Annotated in this window: 17 protein-coding genes; 5 read left to right on the forward strand and 12 right to left on the reverse strand. The window is 60.6% G+C overall.

The window, feature by feature from the left end; all coding sequences use genetic code 11:
• Positions 1-150: 150 nt before the first annotated feature.
• The 10 genes from FIV03_RS11940 to hutI all read right to left on the reverse strand — a co-directional run bounded on the left by FIV03_RS11940 (position 151) and on the right by hutI (position 11,795).
• Positions 151-987 (reverse strand): substrate-binding domain-containing protein, encoded by an 837-nt coding sequence (locus FIV03_RS11940; protein WP_023003120.1) that lies wholly within the window; start codon positions 985-987, stop codon positions 151-153.
• Positions 984-1,808: an ATP-binding cassette domain-containing protein gene (locus tag FIV03_RS11945; protein WP_152509692.1), complete on the reverse strand. Its 825-nt coding sequence runs from the start codon at positions 1,806-1,808 to the stop codon at positions 984-986. The genes FIV03_RS11940 and FIV03_RS11945 overlap by 4 nt, the downstream gene beginning before the upstream one ends.
• Entirely contained in the window at positions 1,801-2,508 is a 708-nt protein-coding gene (locus FIV03_RS11950) for an ABC transporter permease (RefSeq protein ID WP_023003122.1), read from the reverse strand. The genes FIV03_RS11945 and FIV03_RS11950 overlap by 8 nt, the downstream gene beginning before the upstream one ends.
• Positions 2,509-2,663: 155 nt before the next feature.
• Positions 2,664-4,214 (reverse strand): TRAP transporter large permease subunit, encoded by a 1,551-nt coding sequence (locus FIV03_RS11955; RefSeq protein ID WP_152509693.1) that lies wholly within the window; start codon positions 4,212-4,214, stop codon positions 2,664-2,666.
• On the reverse strand, positions 4,211-4,714 hold the full coding sequence (locus tag FIV03_RS11960; protein ID WP_062491410.1) for a TRAP transporter small permease subunit: 504 nt from the start codon (positions 4,712-4,714) through the stop codon (positions 4,211-4,213). Before FIV03_RS11960 ends, FIV03_RS11955 begins: the two co-directional genes overlap by 4 nt.
• Before the next feature lie 587 nt (positions 4,715-5,301).
• The gene (locus tag FIV03_RS11965) at positions 5,302-6,399 is read right to left on the reverse strand and encodes a TRAP transporter substrate-binding protein (protein ID WP_023003125.1); all 1,098 of its coding nucleotides are present in this window, start codon (positions 6,397-6,399) and stop codon (positions 5,302-5,304) included.
• A 142-nt stretch (positions 6,400-6,541) separates the two neighbouring features.
• Positions 6,542-8,224, reverse strand: a complete 1,683-nt coding sequence (hutU, locus tag FIV03_RS11970; protein WP_055656225.1) for a urocanate hydratase — start codon at positions 8,222-8,224, stop codon at positions 6,542-6,544.
• On the reverse strand, positions 8,217-9,044 hold the full coding sequence (gene hutG, locus FIV03_RS11975) for an N-formylglutamate deformylase (protein ID WP_062487314.1): 828 nt from the start codon (positions 9,042-9,044) through the stop codon (positions 8,217-8,219). Before hutG ends, hutU begins: the two co-directional genes overlap by 8 nt.
• Entirely contained in the window at positions 9,031-10,587 is a 1,557-nt protein-coding gene (gene hutH, locus FIV03_RS11980) for a histidine ammonia-lyase (RefSeq protein ID WP_152509694.1), read from the reverse strand. Before hutH ends, hutG begins: the two co-directional genes overlap by 14 nt.
• Entirely contained in the window at positions 10,584-11,795 is a 1,212-nt protein-coding gene (hutI, locus tag FIV03_RS11985; RefSeq protein WP_152509695.1) for an imidazolonepropionase, read from the reverse strand. The genes hutH and hutI overlap by 4 nt, the downstream gene beginning before the upstream one ends.
• Before the next feature lie 74 nt (positions 11,796-11,869).
• Here hutI and FIV03_RS11990 point away from each other — a divergent pair, with 74 nt between their 5' ends.
• The 4 genes from FIV03_RS11990 to FIV03_RS12005 all read left to right on the forward strand — a co-directional run bounded on the left by FIV03_RS11990 (position 11,870) and on the right by FIV03_RS12005 (position 15,911).
• Positions 11,870-13,249, forward strand: coding sequence for a formimidoylglutamate deiminase (locus FIV03_RS11990; protein ID WP_152509696.1), 1,380 nt, complete (start codon positions 11,870-11,872; stop codon positions 13,247-13,249).
• A gap of 26 nt (positions 13,250-13,275) precedes the next feature.
• Entirely contained in the window at positions 13,276-13,977 is a 702-nt protein-coding gene (locus FIV03_RS11995) for a UTRA domain-containing protein (RefSeq protein ID WP_152505638.1), read from the forward strand.
• A gap of 222 nt (positions 13,978-14,199) precedes the next feature.
• Entirely contained in the window at positions 14,200-15,471 is a 1,272-nt protein-coding gene (locus FIV03_RS12000; protein WP_152509697.1) for a hypothetical protein, read from the forward strand.
• Between the two features lie 77 nt (positions 15,472-15,548).
• Positions 15,549-15,911, forward strand: coding sequence for a Tsi3 family protein (locus tag FIV03_RS12005; protein WP_152509698.1), 363 nt, complete (start codon positions 15,549-15,551; stop codon positions 15,909-15,911).
• Positions 15,912-16,055: 144 nt separating this feature from the next.
• Here FIV03_RS12005 and FIV03_RS12010 read toward each other — a convergent pair whose 3' ends face one another.
• Both FIV03_RS12010 and FIV03_RS12015 read right to left on the reverse strand, forming a co-directional pair.
• Positions 16,056-17,018: a hypothetical protein gene (locus FIV03_RS12010; protein WP_152509699.1), complete on the reverse strand. Its 963-nt coding sequence runs from the start codon at positions 17,016-17,018 to the stop codon at positions 16,056-16,058.
• A gap of 437 nt (positions 17,019-17,455) precedes the next feature.
• Positions 17,456-18,334, reverse strand: coding sequence for a LysR family transcriptional regulator (locus FIV03_RS12015; protein ID WP_152509700.1), 879 nt, complete (start codon positions 18,332-18,334; stop codon positions 17,456-17,458).
• A gap of 130 nt (positions 18,335-18,464) precedes the next feature.
• On the opposite strand from FIV03_RS12015, the gene FIV03_RS12020 reads away from it, so the two are divergent.
• Positions 18,465-19,220, forward strand: coding sequence for a class II aldolase and adducin N-terminal domain-containing protein (locus tag FIV03_RS12020; RefSeq protein ID WP_152509701.1), 756 nt, complete (start codon positions 18,465-18,467; stop codon positions 19,218-19,220).
• Position 19,221 lies beyond the last annotated feature (1 nt).

Below are 19,221 nucleotides of genomic sequence, written 5' to 3' on the forward strand. Positions count from 1 at the left end.
TTGAAACTCCACGCAAGTCCAATTGGCTTTGATCAGGTCAAAAAAAATCCCCCTCCTCGCGTGAGAAGGGGGAAGGTCTGAGCGGAGCATGCGACACAGATTGCTATCTGGCTCCACTCACTCGGAAAGCGAGAAGACGGTCAGACGGGCTCAGCTTGAGCCCTTGTCCGAATTCGGGAAGAACAGCTGCTGGCCGTCGACCTTGTAGTCGGCGATAGCCTGCTGGCCTTCCTTGGACAGAACCCAGTCAACGAATTGCTGGCCAAGATCGGCCTTCACATGGGCATGAACTTCCGGGTTCACCAGAATGATGCCGTACTGGTTGAACAGGATCGGGTCGCCTTCAACGGCAACCTTGTAGTCGCCCTTGTTGCCGAAGGAGATCCAGGTGGCACGGTCGGTCATGACGTAAGCGCCCATGCCGGTGCCGGTGTTGAGGGTGGCGCCCATGCCGGAGCCGGTTTCACGGTACCAGTCGCCAGACCCTTCGCTCGGGTCGATGCCGGCGGCCTTCCACAGGCGAAGCTCCGCCTTGTGGGTGCCGCTGTCATCGCCGCGAGAGGCAAATGGGGCCTTTGCATCGGCGATTTTCTTCAGGGACTCCACGACATCTTTCGAGCCGGCGACGCCTGCAGGGTCGTTTGCCGGGCCGACGATGACAAAGTCGTTGTACATGACGTCGGAACGAGAAACGCCGAGACCATCTGCGACGAATTTTTCTTCGGACGGTTTGGAGTGAACGAACAGGACATCGCCATCGCCATTGGCGGCGTTCTTGATGGCCTGGCCTGTGCCAACGGCAACCACGCGGACCTCAATACCGGTCTTTTCCTGGAAGATGGGCAGGAGATAGTCGAACAGGCCCGAATTCTGGGTTGAGGTGGTCGACTGGACGACAATGAACTTGTCTTCCGCAAAACTCGGCTGACCGGCAAATACGGTCGTCAGGACGGCGGCGGCGAGCGCCAGAAATGCTCTTCTGATCAATTTTTCCTCCCGGGGTAATCATTCAGGGATTGGGTGTTGGGTCCAAGGTAAAGCCTGCCGTCCCGCCAGGCGCGAACGGGTTCGCTTCTGGGGTTGGCAAGCACTTTTTCGACAGGTCCTGTTTCGACCACGGTGCCGTTCTGCAGAAACACGAGGTCTTCACCGAGGCGTTTTGCCTGGCCTGCATCATGGGTCACCAGAACAACGGTGACACCGCGGGCGTTGGCTTCCAGTACTAGGGACTCGATCGCAGCAGTGGAGGCCGGGTCGAGATTGGCGGTGGGTTCGTCGAGAAACAGGAGTTCGGGGTCGCAGGCAAGAGCGCGCACCAGGGACAGGCGCTGCTGCTCTCCGCCGGACAAGACGCGCGCCGGGCGCCGGGCCAGATGACTGAGGCCTGCCGTTTCCAGCGCGGCCCTGACCTTGTCGGCGCGTTCGCTGCCACGCAGGCCGCGAACGCTCAGTGCGAACTTGAGATTGGCGATAACCGAGCGGCGCAGCAACACGGGACGCTGGAAGACCATAGCCTGTGCGCGGCGGGCGGTGGCGTCCATCCGGCCGCCCTGCCAGAGGATCGCACCTTCCTGCGGCTGAAGCAGACCGTGCATCAGTCGCAGCAAGAGGCTCTTGCCGGCTCCGTTCGGGCCCATGATGAGGGTGCGTGAACCGCGGCGGATGGCAACATCGACGTCGTGCAGAAGTTTTTCGCCGCCTGCCGAAAAGCCGAGACTTCTGACATCCAGCAAGGGATCTTGCACCGCCGGGCTACGGCGCGACATTGTGGAGGCAGTCCCTGGTGTGTCGAAAGCTGCGTCACGCATAGGCGGCCCTCGCAGCTGAGGCACGAAGGGCCATGACACCGGCATTCACGGCAAAGGCGATCATCAGCAGAATCACGCCGAGCGCCAAGGCAAGCTGGAGATTGCCCTTGGATGTTTCCAAAGCGATGGTCGTGGTCATCACGCGGGTAACATGGTTGATGTTGCCACCGACAATGATTACCGCTCCGACTTCGGCAACCGCACGACCGAAACCGGCCAGCGCGACCGTCAGAAGGCTGTAGCGGGCATCCCAGAGCATGGCTGTCAGACGATCAAAGCGGCCGACGCCGAGCGATGCGAATTGCTCGGAATATTCCCTGTTGAGATCCTCGATAACCTGGCGTGTCAGCGCGGCGACAATGGGCGTCACCAGCACCATCTGCGCGATAATCATGGCAGTCGGCGTGTATAGCAGGCGCAGCGGCCCGAGCGGTCCGGATGCCGACAGGACGAGATAGACAAGCAGGCCGACCACGACAGGGGGCAGGCCCATCAGCGCGTTCAAGATGACTGCGACGAGCGTTCTTCCGGGGAAATTGAAAGTGCCGACCGCCGCGCCAAGGGGCAGGCCGATGACACAGGCAAGAACGACAGCCGTAAGCGTGACCCGCATGGACAGGCCGATGATTTCCATCAGATCCGGATCCAGCGCGACGACCAGGCCAAGGGCTCCAGCAAATGCCCCCCAGAAACTGTCCATTCCTGTCATTTCTCCCTCTCTATGGGAAAAAATAACGTAAAATGCCAAAGAATGAAACTCATGTACGACATGGACACGCACAAAAAAGCCACAGCGGAAGGCGCTGTGGCTTTTTTAGGTAGATCGTGAATTTTATCGGCTTGCCGAGAAACTCCTCAGTACAGCCAGCGGGGCAGCCAGGTGGCGAACATCGGGAAGGTCCAGAGGATGGCGACGGCGATGATCTGCAGGATGATAAAGGGAACGACGCCGCGGTAGATCTGGCCCGTTGTGATTTCCTTCGGTGCCGCGCCTCTCAGATAGAACAGCGAGAAGCCGAAGGGAGGGGTCAGGAACGAGGTCTGCAGGTTGATCGCGATCAGGATCGTCAGCCAGATCGGGTCGATGCCCATCAGGATCAGGGGCGGTATCAGAACCGGCAGCAGGATCACCGAGATCTCGACGAAATCCAGGAAGAAGCCCAGCACGAAGACGAACAGCATCGCGAAGATCAGGGCGCCTGTCGGACCGCCCGGCATTTCCTGAAGGATGTCATGGACCCGGTCTTCCCCCCCAAGGCCGACGAAAACCAGCGAGAAGAAGCTGGCCATCAGGATGGTTGCGAAGATCATCGAGGTGACTGTCAGCGTGGACAGCATGGAAGCTTTCAGGAGCCCGTCCGCGAAAGCCTTCTTCAGGATGTGCAGAACGACGCCCAGGGAAAACAGCGCCAGCCCCGCATAGACAGCGGCGATAACGTAGCCACCAGCCGTGACATCGGAGCGTTGCAGGCGTATCGGCAGGATCGATGCGGCGATTGCAAGCGTCAGGAGCGCAGCTGTTGCCAGCACGATGAGCCTTGAGGACACCCCGAGACGGCGGCCCGCCAGCAGGATCGCGCCCACGGCACCGACGGAAGCTGCCTCGTTGGGCGAGGCGATGCCGCCGAGGATGGAGCCGAGCACTGCAACGATCAACAGGATCGGCGGCACGATGGCGGCAGCAATTTCCCGGCCTGACGGCTGGTCGACATGTTCCGACATCGCTGGCGCATCATTCGGAAACAGGTAGGCCCGGCCGACAATGTAGGCGCAGTAGACGGCGACGAGCAGCAGACCGGGGATCATGGCGGCTGCAAAGGTCTGGCCGACCGAGATCGTCTCGATGGTGAACTTGCCCTGCGCGTATTGCGCCTGCTGGAAGGCATTGGACATGACGTCGGCCAGGATGATCAGCAGTGTCGACGGCGGAATGATCTGGCCGAGCGTTCCGGCGGTACAGACCATGCCGGAGGCAAGTTTGGGGTCATAGCCATTGCGCAGCATTGTGGGCAGGGCGATGAGGCCCATGGCAACCACCGTTGCGCCGACAATGCCTGTGGACGCGGCGAGCAGGGCACCGACCAGCATCACCGAAACACCGAGACCACCTCTCATGCGGCCGAAGAGCCGGCCCATTGTCTCCAGCAGATCCTCTGCGATGCGGCTCTTTTCCAGAATGACGCCCATCAGGACGAACAGCGGGATCGCGGTCAGGACCGGGTTGGTGAGCACGCCGAAGAAACGTTGGCCCATGGCGCCCATGAGCTGAATGTTGAAGTCGCCCATCATCCAGCCGAGCAGGGCAAAGCCCGTGGCAACGCCCGCAATGGTGAAGGCAACTGGATAGCCGAGCAGAATGAAGGCGATCAGCGCGCCGAACATGATGAGATCGAGAGGCAGGCTCATGCACTGACGCCTTTCAGCTTCTGAACATCGCGGATGAAGGCGGCCACACCCTGGATCAGCAGCAGCACGCAATAGGCGGGAATGAGGGATTTCAGGAGGAAGGAGGCAGGGATGCCGCCGACGGAAATCGGCCCTTCCAGAATGGCCCAGCTGCCGCGCACGGACGGCCAGGAGAACCAGATCAGCACGACGAGAGCCGGTGTCAGCAGGAACAGGTGTCCGAAGATATCGATCCACGCCTGCGCGCGTTCGCTGTTTCTGGCATAGAAGATGTCGACACGGACATGGGCATTGACGAGGAAAGTGTACCCGGCGCCGAGCATGAAGATCGCCGCGTGGAAATACAGCACGCCTTCATCGAGAAAGATGAAGCTGTAGCCAAAGACATAGCGAAGCAACACGATCGTGAATTGCAGCAGCAACATCAGAAGCGCCGCCCAGCACAGCGTGTTGCCTATTACCGAATTGACACGCTCCAGCGCGCCCGCCAGTTTTTCCATCTGTGGTTCCTGTTTGCTGACTGTTCTGCCTTCTGGATCAGTGGCAGACGTCTTATCATTTGTCATCCCCGCGCAGGCGGGGATCCAGTAACCCCGGCTTACTTGCTCTGGTTTGAAAGGCTGCCGCGTACTGGATCCCGGATCTGCGCTTCGCTCCGTCCGGGATGACAAGTGGAGGGGTGCCATTGAACGGCACCTTCGAACCTCCCGGTCTCTCCGCAGTCTCAAACCTCTCAGATATTCGTCATTGCAGGGCTCGACCCTGCAAGCCATGCCGTTACCTCGAAACGACCTCAGGGGTGGAGAGGAAACGGGATGGATCCCATGGTCGAGCCATGGGATGACGAAAGCAGGAGCAATATGATTTGTCCATTTGCCAAGTCACGAGGAAAACCCATCCCCACCCACACCCTCATCCTGAGGAAGCACGAAGCGCTGTCTTGAAGGATCGGTCACACGTGCTGGAACAAGGTGACGATCTGTCCAGACAGGCCACTGGTTCCCCTCAGGCGAACGACAGGGATGGTGACACGCCGCCACATCGGGGAAAGCGCACTTCCCCCGATGTGGGTCAGACGAGAGCCCGATCAGTCGTAGTTGTAGTCGAGCATACGCGCGTTCATCTGGCCGTTGTCGGCATAGGGCATGTACTCGCGCATCAGCTTGCGGTAGGCGAGGAAGCTTTCGGTGATGCGTTTCACCAGCTCGTCTTCGTCCGCACGCAGTTCGGCGATCACCTCACCGGCGGCATTGCCCATTGCGACGATGACGTCGTCCGGAAGCTTCTTCACCATTACACCGTGATCGTTGACCAGCTGGGTCAGTGCCTGGGCGTGCTTGGTGTTATATTCCGTGAGAACGTCATTGTAGAGGCTTGCGCAGGCACGCTGCACGGCTTCCTTCAGGTCGTCCGGCAGGGCGTTGTAGGCTTCCAGGTTGACGGCACATTCTTCAGCGGAAGACGGCTCGCCGACACCCGGCCAGTAGTAGTTCTTGGCGATCTGGTAGTAGCCGAGCGCGCTGTCGGTCCACGGACCGATGAACTCGCCCGCATCAAGCGCGCCGGACTGAAGCGCCTGGAACATGGCCGGGCCGCTCATGGCCTGAACCGCCATGCCGAGCTTGGAACACATTTCGGAGGCAAGACCGGTGGACCGGAACTTCAGGCCTTTCAGGTCGTCGGCGCTGTTGATCTCGTTGCGGAACCAGCCAGCCCACTGCGGTCCGGAGTTGCCGCACAGGAACGGCTTCAGGTTGAAGCGGGCATAGATCTCGTCATAGAGAGCCTGGCCGCCACCGTGGATCATCCAGCCAGCTTGTTCGGGAGCCGTCAGGCCGAACGGCTGCGAACCGAACAGCAGGATGCCCTTGGACTTGGAACCCCAATAGGCGGGAACAGCATGGTACAGCTCGGCAGTGCCCTGGCCGACGGCATCGAACACGCCGTTGCCCGGGACGATTTCGCCGGCTGCAAAGAGCTTCACCTCGATGCGGCCGCCGGACAATGCGGTGATGCGGTCCGCCAGCATCTGGGCAGCGACGCCCGGTCCCGGCAGGTTCTTCGGCCATGCGGTGACCATGCGCCACTGGTGCACGTCCTGCGCAATGGCAGGTGCGGCCAGGGTGGAGGCCGCAACAGCGGCTGTGCCGGTGGCGCCGGCTTTCAGAAAATCACGTCTTTTCATGGTATTACCCCTCAGTCAAAGGAATGGATCGGAGTGTCCCGCCGTGCTTGATTGTTTCCCCAGGATCAACCTGCTTTCATGTTGGAGCATGAAAGCAGACTGTTGATTGAACTATAGTTGCCGGGTCATCTTTCTGCGCCCATCAGGACGCCGGACGACCCAGAATAGCCGGCAGGTTAAGCCCCTGTTCTTTCGCGCAATCGAGCGCGATCTCGTAGCCGGCATCCGCGTGACGCATCACGCCCGTTGCCGGATCGTTCCAGAGCACCCGACCGATTCGCCGATCGGCATCTTCCGTGCCGTCGCAGCAGATGACCATACCCGAGTGCTGGGAAAAGCCCATGCCGACGCCGCCACCATGGTGGAGCGACACCCAGGTCGCGCCGGAAGCGGTGTTGAGCAGGGCATTCAGAAGCGGCCAGTCGGACACGGCATCGGAGCCGTCCTTCATGGCTTCGGTCTCGCGGTTGGGCGATGCGACCGAACCACTGTCGAGGTGGTCGCGGCCGATCACGATCGGCGCTTTCAGTTCGCCGTTGCGGACCATTTCGTTGAAGGCAAGGCCGAGGCGGTGACGCTGGCCAAGGCCAACCCAGCAGATGCGTGCCGGCAGGCCCTGGAAGGAAATGCGCTCGCGCGCCATGTCCAGCCAGTTGTGCAGGTGCTGATCGTCCGGGATCAGTTCCTTCACCTTGGCGTCGGTCTTGTAGATGTCTTCCGGATCGCCGGAAAGCGCGCACCAGCGGAACGGGCCGATGCCGCGGCAGAACAACGGACGAATATAGGCGGGCACGAAACCCGGGAAGGCAAAGGCGTTTTCCAGGCCTTCTTCCATGGCAACCTGGCGGATGTTGTTGCCGTAATCGAGTGTCGGCACACCCATGTTCCAGAAGTCGACCATGGCGGCGACATGCACCTTCATGGACGCGCGCGCGGCTTTTTCCACCGCCTTCGGATCGGTCTCGGCCTTGGCGCGCCATTCGGCGACGGTCCAGCCCTGCGGCAGGTAACCGTTGACCGGGTCATGGGCGGAGGTCTGGTCGGTGACGATGTCCGGCTTCACGCCGCGCTTCACCAGTTCGGAGAACACATCGGCGGCGTTGCCGATCAGCGCCACGGACTTGGCTTCGCCTGCCTTGGTCCAGCGGTCGATCAGTGCCAGCGCCTCGTCGAGGGAGTGGGTCTTTTCGTCGACGTAGCGCGTGCGCAGGCGGAAGTCGGCGCTCTTCTCGTCGCACTCCACCGCAAGGCAGCAAGCTCCGGCCATGACGGCTGCAAGCGGCTGGGCACCACCCATGCCGCCGAGACCACCGGTCAGGATCCAGCGACCCTTCAGGTTGCCTTCGTAGTGCTGGCGTCCGGCTTCCATGAAGGTCTCATAGGTGCCCTGCACGATGCCCTGCGTACCGATGTAGATCCAGGAACCGGCGGTCATCTGGCCATACATGGCCAGGCCCTTCTTATCCAGCTCGTGGAAATGGTCCCAGTTGGCCCAGTTCGGCACCAGGTTGGAATTGGCGATCAGAACGCGTGGGGCATCCTTGTGGGTCTTGAAGACACCGACCGGTTTGCCTGACTGCACCAGCAGCGTCTCGTCTTCCTCAAGGGTCTTGAGGCTTGCGACGATGCGGTCGAAATCGTCCCAGGTGCGTGCCGCACGGCCGATGCCGCCGTAGACGACCAGCTCATGCGGGTTTTCCGCCACATCCGGATGAAGGTTGTTCATCAGCATGCGCAGCGGGGCTTCGGTCAGCCAGGACTTGGTGTTGAGCTCGGTGCCGGTGGGCGGGAATACGTCGCGGGCGTTGTGGCGGCGATCAGTCATTGTTCGCTCCCTGGGTGTTGTTCTGGAATAAGGATGGCGCGAGGTTTTCCAGCGCGCTCAGTATGTCTTTCAGATGGGTCCGAAGCCGGTCGGCCTTGGCCTCGTCATAGGCAAACGGCGTGTCTTCGGTGGCAAGATGGGTCTTCTGGGCGAGCTCCATCTGGATGGCGTGAAAGCCTTCGGCCGGTCGGCCGTAATGCCGTGTCGTCCAGCCACCCTTGAAGCGGCCGTTGAGGATCGACGTGTAACCTTCCGCTGCTTGCGTGCAGGCGACCACGGCAGCCTCGATGGCGCTGGCGCAGGTCGTGCCATTGTTGGTGCCCGTGTTGAAATCGGGCAGCGTGCCTTCGAACAGGAACGGCACAACGGAGCGGATCGAGTGGCAATCGTAGAGGATGGCGACGCCATGTTTGGCGCGCACCCGTTCCATTTCCGCCTGAAGGGCAGCGTGGTAGGGGGCATGCCAGGCAAGGCGCCGGGCCTCGATTTCACCGGTCTCCGGTTCCATGCCGGATTGGTAGATGGGGCGTCCATCGAAATCGGTGGTCGGGCAGAGCGTCGTGGTGTTCTGGCCCGGATAAAGGCTGACGCCTTCCGGATCGCGATTGGCGTCGATCACGTAACGATGGAAGTTCGCCTTCACCATGGTCGCACCGGGCAGGAGATCGGAATAAAGCCGGTCCACATGCCAGTCGGTATCGGCCAGTTTCAGGCCGGTGTCGTTGAACCTTGCCTTGATGTCGTCCGGAACGAATGTGCCTGCATGAGGCACGCCAAGAACGACCGGGCCATCACCGCGGAAGACGTCAACCGGCTGCATGGACATCTCCCAGCGTGATCATGTGGCCGGCGGAAATCGCCGAGACCAGCTTGCGGCTGCGGATCAGGCCGGCTGCCGTTTCCAGGTCCGGTGCCATGTAGCGGTCCTTTTCCAGGGAAGGGACGACACCGCGAAGAGCGGCCATCACCGTCTGCAGCGAAGCGCTGGTCTTCAGCGGGGCGCGGTGCTCGATGCCTTCGGCGGCACACAGAAGTTCCACACCCAGGATCTGGCTGAGGTTGGCGTTCATACGGGCAAGACGACGAGCACCGTGGGCGGCCATGGAAACATGGTCTTCCTGGTTGGCACTGGTCGGCGTGGAATCCGTCGAGCACGGATTGGCGAGATGCTTGTTCTCGCTCATCAGGGCGGCGGTCGTCACTTCCGCGATCATCATGCCCGAGTTCAGGCCCGGATCCTTGGCGAGGAACGGCGGCAGGTCGAAGGAAAGCGTCGGGTCGACCATGAGCGCGACACGGCGCTGGGAAATCGCACCGAGTTCGGCAATGGCCAGCGCTATCTGGTCGGCAGCAAAGGCAACCGGTTCGGCATGGAAATTGCCACCGGAAACGATCCGGTCGGCATCGATTAGTACCAGCGGATTGTCGGTTGCTGCATTGGCTTCGATCTCGAGCGTGCGGGCCGCCATGCGGAGCAGATCGACACAGGCGCCGGCAACCTGGGGCTGGCAGCGGATGCAGTAGGGGTCCTGCACGCGGGTGTCGCCCTCGCGGTGGCTTTCGCGGATTTCCGAGCCGTCCATGATTGCGCGCATGGCCCTTGCCACTTCGATCTGGCCGCGATGGCCGCGCAGTTCATGGATTTCCGGCAGGAGCGGCGCGGTCGAACCCATGATGGCGTCGGTGGAAAGGCTGGCGGTCATCAGGGTCGCTTCGGCCAGACGCCAGGCGTCGAACAGGCCGGTGAGCGCGCAGGCGGTCGAAAACTGCGTGCCGTTGATCAGCCCAAGGCCTTCCTTGGGGCCAAGCACGACCGGGGTCAGGCCCGCCTTGGCAAGGGCTTCACCACCGGGCATGCGCGTGCCGCCGAAATCAGCTTCACCTTCACCGATCAGGACCGCCGTCATATGGGCCAGCGGCGCAAGATCGCCGGATGCACCGACAGACCCTTGCGAGGGAACCATCGGCGTGACGTTTCTTTCCAGGCAATCCTCGATCAGCTTCATTACTTCGAAGCGGACACCGGAGGCACCGCGGCCAAGCGAGAGCAGCTTCAGCACCATCATCAGGCGGGTGGTGGTCTTGTCGAGCGGTTCGCCGACGCCGCAACAATGGGAAAGGATCAGGTTCCGCTGCAGGGTTGCAGTGTCCTCGGGGGCGATCTTGACGCTGGCCAGCTTGCCGAAGCCGGTGTTGACGCCGTAAACGGCCTCGCTGCCCCGAGCTGCCTTGGCAACTCGTTCGGACGCAAGGTTGATCGCGGCTTCCGCCGCGCGGTCGATGCGCACTGGCAGCTCTTCCCGGTAGATGCGTTCCAGATCCGCCAGGGTCACGGAGCCCGGTGTCAGGGTAAGGGCGCTCATTCAGAGCCTCCGAAAATGCGTTTGAAGAGGGAATTGAAGCCGATCCGGTAGGAAAGCTCCGCCGGGTGGCTGACGTTCCAGACAGCCAGATCCGCTCGTTTGCCGGGTTCCAGCGTGCCCTGATCGTCCAGACCAAGCGCCTTCGCCGCTTCGCGGGTGACGCCGGCCAGCGCTTCTTCCGGTGTCATGCGGAACAAGGTGCAGCCCATGTTCATGGTCAGGAGCAGCGAGGCGAGGGGAGATGAACCCGGATTGCAGTCCGTCGCCAGCGCGACGGGCACATTGTGCTTGCGCAAAAGATCAAGCGGCGGGAACTGCGTTTCGCGCAAGGTGTAGAAGGCGCCCGGCAAAAGCACGGCAACAGACCCGCTTTCGGCCATCGCCTTGACGCCGGCTTCATCCAGGTATTCCAGATGGTCGGCGGAAAGGGCGCCATAGGAAGCGGCAAGGGCCGCGCCGTTCAGGTTGGACAGCTGCTCTGCATGCAGCTTCACCGGCAGGCCGATCTGCTTGGCCTTGTCGAACACCTTGCCGATCTGTTCCGGTGAAAAGGCGATGCCTTCGCAAAAACCGTCCACGGCATCCACCAGTCCTTCGGCATGAGCCGCTTCCAGCGTCGGCAGGCAGACCTTTTCCAGATAGAGGTCGGCCTTGTCCTTGTATTCGGCCGGAATGGCATGGGCGCCCAGGAAGCTGGTCTTGACGGTGATCGGGCGCAGCTTGCCGATCTTGCGGGCGGTGCGCAGCATGCGCAGCTCCGTTTCCCGGTCGAGGCCATAGCCGGACTTGATCTCGATGGCGGTGACGCCCTCGGCGATCAGGGCATCGACACGTGGCAGGGCAGCTTCCAGCAGCTGCTTTTCGCTGGCTGCGCGCGTCGCCTTGACCGTGGAAACGATGCCGCCACCGGCCCGGGCCACTTCCTCGTACGTTGCACCTTGAAGGCGCATTTCGAATTCACGCGCCCGGTCGCCGCCGAAAACAACATGGGTATGACAGTCGATCAGGCCCGGGGTCACCAGCCGTCCGCCGATGTCATCCGCGCTGAGCGACGCATAATGAGATGGCAGGTCTGCGGCCTTGCCGATCCAGGCGATCCGCCCGCCTTCGATCACCAGCGCACCGTCCTCAATCAGGCCGTACGGCTCTCCGTTTGCGGTGAGCGTTGCCAGCTTGGCGTTTGTGAGGAGGCGTTTCAGCACGTCCATCTCCGGCTTGATTAGATTGCGATATTAGATAATATGCATGCACATATTAACGTGTCAACGGAGGAAAAGACGGCATGTCGACAGTTTCTGGCGCGACGGTTTATGCGGAAAAGGCGCTTCTGGCCGACGGCTGGGCGGAAAATGTCGCTGTCTCGATCGGGTCGGACGGCCGGATCGCCTCGGTTGAAAGAGATGCGCAGCCAATCGGCGAACGCGTCGGCATTCTTCTGCCGGCCCCGGTCAACCTGCACAGCCACGCCTTCCAGCGGGCCATGGCGGGCATGAGCGAGCGGCGCGGTAGCGAAAGCCGCGACAGTTTCTGGACCTGGCGCCAGATCATGTTCCGCTTTCTGGACGCCCTGACGCCGGAAGATGTGGAGGCGATTGCCGCCTTCGTGCAGATGGAAATGCTGGAGGCGGGTTATGCCGCCGTTGGCGAGTTCCACTATCTGCATCATCAGCCGGGCGGTGCCTCCTACGCCAACCTGGCGGAAATGTCGGACCGCATCATGGCGGCCGCTGCCGATACCGGCATCGGCCTTACGCATCTGCCGGTTCATTACCAGTTCGGCGGCTGCGACGGGCGCCCATTGGCTGCCGGACAGATCCGCTTTGGCAACGACTTCGACCGCTTCCAGAAACTGCACGAGCTTGCGTCTGAGGCGCTCAAGTCCCTGCCCGATGATGCGGTCATCGGCGTTGCCCCGCATTCACTGAGGGCCGTGGATGCCGACAGTCTGAAGAAGGCCGTTGCCCTTGCCGGCGGCAACCCGCTGCACATGCATCTTGCCGAGCAGATCCCGGAAGTTGACGAGGTTCTGGCGGCCACGGGGCAGCGCCCGGTGGAATGGCTGCTTGCCAACCACGCGGTTTCAGAAAACTGGTGCCTGATCCACTGCACGCAGATGACCTCGCAGGAGACCGCCGGTCTTGCGGCGACCGGGGCAGTTGCGGGGCTTTGTCCGATAACGGAATCCAGCCTCGGCGACGGGATCTTCGATGGTGTCGACTATCTGGCCGCGGGCGGCCGCTTCGGCGTCGGCTCGGATTCCAACATCCGCATCGCGCTCTCCGAAGAGCTGCGCACGCTGGAATATTCCCAGCGCCTGCGCGATACCTGCCGTGCTTCTGTTGCAACGAAGGAGAAGTCCACTGGCCGGGTCCTCTTCGACGGCGTCGTGGCCGGTGGTGCGCAGGCGGCGGGGCGTGCGGCGGGCAGGATATCGGAAGGATCGCTTGCCGATCTCGTCGCGCTGGATGGGTCCGCCATCGACCTGGAAGGCCGGGAAGGCGACGAAATTCTGGATGCCTGGATCTTTGCCGGTGACGACCGGATGGTCGCGGAGGTCTGGTCCGCCGGCCGGCATGTTGTTTCCGGCGGAAACCATGTAAAAGGCAACGCCATCCGCGCGAAATACCGGGCCACCATGGCCTCGTTGCGCGCCAGACTGTGAAGAACGACTTGAACGGGTAAGACGACTTGGCGCTTGCGGACACAAATTCCTGGACTGGTATTCGCGAAGAACTTCTTCGGCGGATCCATGACCGGATCTGGCAGCCGGGGGAGCAGATCCCCCACGAGGCCGATCTTGCGGAAGAGTTCGGCTGCGCCCGCACCACCGTCAACCGTGCTCTTCGGGACCTTGCCGAAAGCGGGCTTGTGGTGCGCAAGCGCCGGGCGGGAACGCGTGTTGCGCTCAACCCGCCCCAGCGCGCCACGCTCACCATTCCGATCCTGCGCGAGGAAGTCGAAGCCCTTGGCCGCACCTACCGGCACAGCCTTCTGGAAAAGGATCTCCGGCCCCTGCCGCCCATGTTGCACGGCGCATTCCAGGTGACGCTCGGCGCGGATGTCCTGTTTTTGAAGACGCTGCATTTTGCCGACGACCGGCCCTATGCCTTCGAGGAACGCTACATCAACCTGGAAGCCGCCCCCGCGGCGCGTGACATGACGTTCGAGGACGTCAGCGCCAACGAGTGGCTGGTGCACAACGCGCCTTACAGCCACGGCGACATTTCCTTCTTCGCCGTCAATGCCGACAAGACCCTGTCGCGCAAACTGGATGCTTCCACGGGCGCAGCCCTTTTCGCCATGGAACGCATCACCTGGACCGGCAGCCTGCCGATCACCCACGTCCGCCTGATCTTCGCCCCGGGCTACCGGATGCGGACGGAGATCTGAACGGGGAGGGGCGTTTTCCGACGTCTCCAGCAAGGTTGTTCAAATACCGGCCGGGCGTGACCTCGTTCATTGCGATTGCGCCCCTTAGAGTTGTAACTGGGTCGGCAATCAATTAGGGTTAGATTCTGATATAGTGTTAACTAATTGATTTATTTCAATTTTCGGATTGGAAAACAATTTCTGTCCTGACCAGCCCGAGCAATAGAGGGGTTGAAGAAAATCATGACCGTTGTTGGCGATGAGGTCATCAAGCTCCTGGAACTGGGAGATGTCTTCCGATGGGTTACCGACAGGGAGCGGGCAAAAGCTCTGGAACTTCTTGAACGTGACTCGAGGTTCGATGCAACAATCACGCAATTGCAGTCCGGGAAAGTTCTGAGGGATTTTTTTACAAGGTACTTCAATCAGCAAAGTGCTCCTTCGCTTTACGACGCGGTAATGCTGATGGCAGCGAAAGCCGGGCCTGTCTCAGTTTCCAGTATCGAAAACAACCTGGCTGGTTTCTTCTTTTTCGACCGGGATGCAGCAATCCTCAACGCGCAATTTGGCAATCCGGCAAAGGTGTTCGGGCTTGCAAACGATCTGGCCGACAGCATGCGCAAGCACGGCTTGCTTTCGATCAGCACCAAGAAACCCATCACCAGTGCGACTATTCCCTCTAGTGCATCCGCGTCTTTCTCAGGCAGCGGTGCAACGGGACGCGACATCTTCAATCACCGCGTTTCTGCGTTTGACCAGGCACGCATCCTCTATGAGCAGAAGACAAATCCGCAAGGTGATCCTGGCGCATCCGGTCCCGTGTCGCGCAGTTACTCCAATCCGCTCTGGAATGGCCTGACAGTTCCCAGTTCCGCCAATGAACGTCTCCGGCAGGCCGCACGAATTACGAGTTTGCCGATCTCCACATTGTTTGAGCCGATTTACCTGAACGGTCGCCCGTCACGGGGAGCCGTGATGAACGCTGCTGCAAAAACCTATAATCTGACGCCGGAAGTCATTGGAGCGATCGTCTTGGCGGAACAGCGTGATCAATCTCAAAACGAAGACATGCTCGACTACACCGCGGCGACGCACTCGGTCTCACGGCGCACAACCTCTGTAGGCCTTGGTCAGGTGCGTGACGACACTGTCGCGCGTACGGATCTGTTCTCCGGGTTGCTGGAACACAAACGGAGGCAAGGTCTCGACGGGGCGCAGATCGCGACGCTTCTGACGTGCGACGAGTTCAACATCTTCGCTGTCGCGAAATACATCAGGTATGTTGCCAATCTCGTCGGCAAAAAGACAAAGACGGACTTGCCAAGAACTGCCGCTGCGTTTCCCGGCATCAATTTTGCCGCCTATGCCCAGCATGCCAGGAACTGGCCTGCGGACAACGTTGCGGCCCTTGGGTCCGAATATACCTCACGGCCGTGGGACGACAGGGTGACCGGTTGGGGAAGCTTTGTCGGTGAAGCTCATTCCGACATGTCAGGCGCCAAGATATCATGGTGAAGTGGCTGAAAATATTTCCCTTTCTGGTTCCGTTTATTCTGGCGTCCTGCAATGCCGAGCAGCAAAGAGTGATTGAGATGAAGACTGAAGTTGTCGACGGCCTGCAGTTTGGCGTACCCGAAGGACGCAAGGTCGAAACTGGTGCCGATCACATTCTGCTTTTGCCGGAAGAGGCTCTGCGCGAAGTCGATGAAATCGCCATTTGGACCACCGCGCCGCAACCGGTCGCCGGCGGGGTCGACACCGAAGGGACCGATCCCGCCCCGCACACCTTGACGACAGTCGAAGGTGGCATGGGCGGCCCGGAATACACCCTCACCATTCCCAAACAAATTGCAGACCGTCAGGCCTATGTCCGCGCCTATATCCAGTCGGAAGGCGGAACACCGGCGTTCGACGAGGCGTGGCAGGTTTGGGAAAGCCTGGCGGCGCAGGAGTAACCGGCAGGGTCTCCTTAAGGAGTGAGGGAGGCGGCTCTGCGCACCCCTCAACACGCACGAAATGAATATTTCTGTGCTCGCTTTTTGACCGGCGCCGCCTTCTGCACGTACCGAGCAGTCGCATAAGACCAGCAGTAGCCCGTCTCAGAAGGACGGGATACCGACAGCTTCCTTGGCTTTGTCCGTGAGGGTGTCCTTTACTGCATCCACAATGTCTTCCTTGAGCGGTGTCTCGTGGATATTGCGTTCCAGCAGACGGCTGGAAGACAATTCCCGTGCGAGATAGAACGCGACGGCACGTCCGCCAAAACCCTTCGAGAAGTTGGCTTTCTGCTGATAGATCGGGTTGCCTCCCCGCAGACCGTAACGGCGTGCGCGTTCCATCAGCCCCATCACGAACTGGTAACGTTGCAGACCGCTCATCTGGCGACCATGCTCGAGACCGGCATTGTAGAAGAACCTCTCTCCCGGGACCTTGTCGTGAAGCGCGTAGTCGTGCCCTGGAAAGAGCGCCGCCGCCACACCGTTCGCGAACCCTTCATAATACTTCTTGCGAAGCTTACGAACCCGCTCGTTTTCCGGATGGAGTTCCTTGAGGGGCTTGAGCAAGGTCTTCAAGAGCGCCTTGTGCGGCGTGAGGAGTCCGCCGCCACCGTCAATCGCCTCGCCGACGAGAAATCCCGTCAATTCCTTTTGGAGATCGAAATCCTGCGAGTTCGGGACGTGGTTCTGAACGCGGCGGTAGATCATTTCGCGTGCCTGGACGACGAGTTTTTCACCCTCCGGAATGTCAATATTGCGGTTGTCCCATCGCCGATCGAGGATGGTGCGGCGCTGACGGCGCTCCTCCTGCCTGTGCGCGCGCTCCACCACATCGCCGATAAGCGCATCCCGGAACGGAGCCAGGATAAGACCAGGCTTGGCGCCATCGAACGTGAAGTTGAAGCCGCGAGGGCCAGGCTTGTGGCAGCCGACATATTCTCTCAGGTACCAGTTGATCTCGGCGGGGTCATAGGTCTCGAAGTTGGCATAGGCCACTTCTTCGGCGGGAATGCCGTCGCAGAACTTGCCGATCGTCTCCCAGCTATCGCCGGCGCCGACAGGCATAACGACTCCGCACCTCACCCAGACGCCGTCGCGCTTTTGTTCCACACGGTTGTGGGGAAAGTAGTTCCTGGGGATGGGGTTCTTCGGTTTTCTGATTTGAACGTGCATCAGATTTACACCTCTTTTTCGGTATCACTTGAGTTCTCGTTGAGAGGCTGGATATCACGCGTCCTGCGGGTCGTACTTGTGCTGCATGTCACTTGACTTGAAGGCGGCGGTTTTGGGCTTGGGGGAGAGGTTTTGGCCGTTTTTGAGGCCTCATTGAGAGGGTGTGATGCCCCCTCCACCGGTATTCCGGGCGGCCCGCGGCGTGGCTATGCGGTAAGATCCGGAACCCGGATATCCTCTTGCCTTGGGCGCGTGGCTGTTTTCAAAAACTCAGACTATTGCGCTCTTGTGAAAGCGTCTTTGCTTGCGCTGCCAGGCTGGATTGCAGATCAGCGCGCAGAAGCCCGCTCTTTCTGGATCCAGTCCAAAAACACCTTGGAGGCAGGCGTTTCCGCGTAAGGTGGCGGGGTCCGGACGAAGTAGGCTTCACTCAGGGGCGCCTGATGTTCAAAGGGACGAACAAGGTCACCGCTTCGGAGGAGGTCACCGACGAGTGTGTCGTGTGCGAGGACGAGGCCCGCACCGTTCAAGGCTGCCGAAATCGCGATCACATAGGTCGACGCCAGATTGACTTCGGCTTCCCTAGCAAAGGACCTGCCTTGCGAGTTCATCCAACCGGACCAGGAGCCGGTGATGCCCGCGCAGTCGAACAGCCTGCCGCTCTCCAGTGAGCGCTCTTCTTGAGGCAGGTCGGGTGAGCAGACCGGATAGCATTTTTCCTCTGCAAGCCGAATGGCGGCGGTCGGCATGTCCTCCGGACGGGCGAAGCGGATTTCCAGGGAGGCATCGGCCGCGCGCTTTTCGGTGTCCCAGATCGATGTCACTATGTTGAGCGTCAGCCAGGGAAATTCTTCGTAAAGCCGGCGAAGGCGCGGGGCCAGCCAATAGACGGAAAAGGCCAGATTGCACTGAAGCGTCAGGTTGCGCCCCAGGTCACTGCCGGTGACAAGCTGCGTGCTCCTGGTGATCAGGTCGAAGGCTTCACGCAGGCTCGGCAGATAGGTTTCCCCTTCGAGCGTCAGTTCCAGGGCACGCGTCTTGCGCACAAACAGATTGCAGCCGAGCAAGGTCTCGAGGCTGCGTACATGCTGGCTGACCGCGGACTGGGTCAGGTTCAATTCCTGCGAGGCGCGGGTGAAGCTGAGATGGCGCGCAGTTGCCTCGAATGCCCGCAACCAGGCCAGCGGAGGCAATCCAACCGTCTTCATGCGTGCACCTCACTCATTCATCAACTGACATAATGCGTATTAATTTTATTAATGCAACGCCATCGAATATATTGTTTGTCAATGTTGAAAGCGCTCCCTAGCGTCGAAGAGAAAGCGAGGGAGACAGTGCATGCTGCGTGTTGCAGAACATTCGAACATCACCCACTGGGCGGAGCGGATCGACCTGGCGGCAGCATTCCGCTGGACCGAGCGTCTTGGAATGCACGAAGCCGTCGCCAATCATTTCAGCCTTGTCGTCAATGACGAAGGCACGGCTTTTCTGGTGAACCCCCGCCAGCGGCATTTCAGCCGGATCAGGGCATCCGACCTGATTTTGCTGGATGCAAATGACCCGCAAACGCTGGAACATCCAAATGCCCCGGACCCGACTGCCTGGGGATTGCATGGCGCCATCCACCGGCAATGCCCACATGCGCGCTGCGTCATGCATGTGCATTCGGTCCATGCCACGGTTCTGGCCTGCCTTGCCGACAGCACTCTGCCGCCGATCGACCAGAACACCGCGACTTTTTATGGCCGCTTTGCAATTGACGAGAACTATGGCGGACTTGCTTTCGAGGAAGAAGGCGAACGCTGCGCGATGTTGCTTCGCGACCCGAAGTTCAAGGTGCTGATCATGGGCAACCACGGCGTTCTGGTCGTCGCCAGCACTGTCGCGGAAGCCTTTGACCGCCTTTATCATTTCGAACGTGCTGCGGAGACCTACATCCGGGCACTGCAGACCGGAAAACCACTGCGCGTTCTCAGCCCTGAGATTGCCGAGAAGACCGCGCAGGAAATTGAAAATTATCCGGGCCTTGGACACGACCACTTCGCCGAATTGAAAGCCATTCTGGACGACGAAGGCTCGAACTACGCCAGCTAGG

It is taken from the genome of Labrenzia sp. THAF187b, from assembly GCF_009363375.1.
In the GTDB taxonomy this organism is placed as follows: Bacteria; Pseudomonadota; Alphaproteobacteria; order Rhizobiales; family Stappiaceae; genus Roseibium; species Roseibium algicola.